Source organism: Streptomyces sp. NPDC079167 (assembly GCF_040686735.1).
Taxonomy (GTDB): domain Bacteria; phylum Actinomycetota; class Actinomycetes; order Streptomycetales; family Streptomycetaceae; genus Streptomyces.
On sequence record NZ_JBFBLO010000055.1, the window covers coordinates 1 to 2,510 of the forward strand.

1 protein-coding gene is annotated in these 2,510 nt (G+C 67.7%); it reads left to right on the forward strand.

Going from position 1 to position 2,510, the window contains the following annotated elements:
- Nucleotides 1–2,510: SDR family NAD(P)-dependent oxidoreductase (locus AB0P41_RS35910; RefSeq protein WP_365936196.1), on the forward strand; the 2,510-nt coding region annotated here is incomplete at both ends.

Sequence of the window (2,510 nt, forward strand, 5' to 3'; positions counted from 1 at the left end):
TTCGATCGGTGAGCTGTCGGCTGCGCATGTGGCCGGGGTGCTGTCGCTGGAGGACGCGGCGAAGCTGGTCGCGGCGCGTGGCCGTCTGATGCAGGCGTTGCCGACGGGCGGGGCGATGGTCTCGCTCCAGGCGACCGAGGCGGAAGTCCTGCCTCTGCTGAACGAGGGTGTCTCCATCGCGGCGCTCAACGGGCCGTCTGCAACGGTAGTTTCCGGCGATGAAGACGGTGTCCTCGCGATCGCCGCGCACTTCGAAGTAGAGGGTCGTAAGACCAGGCGGCTGCGGGTGAGTCACGCGTTCCACTCGCCGCGCATGGGCGCCATGCTGGGGGAGTTCCGCAAGATCGCGGAGAGCCTTACTTTCGGCTCACCGCAGTTCACAGTCGTTTCCAATGTGTCAGGTCGCGTCGTGACGAACGACGAGATCTGCTCAGCGGATTACTGGGTACGCCATGTGCGTGAGGCGGTTCGTTTCGTCGACGGGATGCGCTCCCTCCAGGAGCAGGGTGCGTCCACGTTCCTGGAGCTGGGTCCGGACGGTGTGCTGTCCGCGATGGGTCAGGACTGTGTCGAGGAGTCGGCTTTCGTCCCGGTTCTGCGCAAGGACCGTGACGAGCCGCAGACACTGGTCACCGCACTCGCAGAGCTCCACGTACGCGGAGCGTCCGTCGACTGGGCGGCGTACTTCGCCGGCACCGGCGCCCGCCGCGTCGGCCTGCCGACGTACGCCTTCCAGCGTGCGCACTACTGGCTCGCCGACAGCGTCGCGCAACCCACCGATGCGAGCGGCCTCGGTCAGAGTTCAGTGAGTCACCTCCTCCTCGGCGCGGCGGTTCCGCTCGCCGGGGGAGAGAGCACGGTGTTCACCGGCTTGCTGTCGCCCGGCCGGTACCCATGGCTTGCCGACCATACGGTCATGAGGTCGGTTCTGCTGCCTGCCACCGCGTTCGTCGACCTTGTGTTGCATGCCGCCTCGTACGTGGAGTGTGACCTGATCGAGGAACTGACACTCGAGGCACCACTTGTCCTGTCCGAGCATGGCGATACCCAGCTGCAGCTGGTCGTCGGGGCTGCGGACAGTGCAGGGCGTCGCGATGTCGCCGTGCACGCCCGCTCTGCAGCGGGCTCGGATGCGGGCACGGCGTGGACCAGGCATGCGGTAGGCACGTTGGCTGCGGGTGTGGCTGCGGGTGAGTCGTTGGAGGAGTGGCCGCCGCGGGATGCTGTCGGGCTGGATGTGGCGGGTCTGTACGGGCAGTTGCTGGATCTGGGTCTTGGGTATGGGCCGGTGTTCCGGGGGCTTCGTGCTGCGTGGCGGCGTGGGGATGACCTGTTTGCGGAAGTCGCCCTTCCTGATGGGGTTGATGTTCAGGGCTTCGGGGTTCATCCGGCACTGCTGGACGCTGCGTTGCACGGTCTGGGGCTGTTGGGAGGCCAGGACGGCGAAGCGCGTCTGCCGTTCGCGTGGTCGGGGGTGTCTCTTCATGCTGTGGGTGCGTCGGTTCTGAGGGTGCGGATCGCGCCGGCTGGTTCTGGTGTGTCGTTGGTGCTGGCTGATGCGGTCGGTGGGCCGGTGGCGTCGGTGGATTCGCTGGTGCTGAGGCCGGTCTCGGCGGAACAGGTGCGAGCGGCCGGTGCCATGTCGGACGCGTTGTTCCGTATGGAGTGGTCGGAGCTGCCGCTGGACGTGGGCGCACCTGTGAGTGCGCTGGAGGTGGGATCCTTCAAGGGCTGGGAAGCTGCGGCGGATGCCGGTGAGTCGGTGCCGGGTGTGGTGGCGGTGTCGTTCGCAGAAGACGGCTCCGGCGCCAGCGACGTGGTGTCTCGTACGCATGAAGTTGCCGGACAGGCGCTGCAGTTGGTGCAGGAGTGGTTGGCGGATGAGCGGTTCGCTGATGCGCGGTTGGTGGTGGTGACGTCTGGTGCGGTGGCTTGCGAGGCCGGTGTTGCGCCGGATCCTGTTCAGGCTGCTGTGTGGGGTTTGGTGCGGACGGCGCAGTCGGAGAATCCTGGTCGGTTCGTGCTGGCGGATGTCGACGGGGCCGAGGCGTCGTGGGCGGTGTTGTCGGCTGTGGTGGCTTCGGGGGAGCCGCAGGTGGCGGTGCGTGGGGATGCGGTGTTCGTGCCGAGGCTGGTGCGCGCGGTGGTCGGTTCGGGTGAGGTGGCCGAGCTGGGTGCGGTGGGCACGGTGTTGGTGACGGGTGCCAGTGGTGCGTTGGGTGGTGTGGTTGCGCGCCATCTGGTGGTGGAGCGTGGTGTTCGGCACTTGTTGCTGGTGAGTCGTCGGGGTGGGGATGCTCCGGGTGCGGCCGGTCTGGTGGCGGAGCTGGAGGGCCTGGGTGCGCGGGCGCGGTTCGTTGCGTGTGATGTGGCGGATCGTGCTGCGCTGGCGGAGGTGCTGGCGGGTGTCGAGGTCGAGCACCCGCTGATGGGTGTGGTGCACGCGGCGGGTGTTCTGGATGACGGTGTGGTGTCGTCGCTGACGTCGGAGCGGTTGGCGGCGGTGTTGC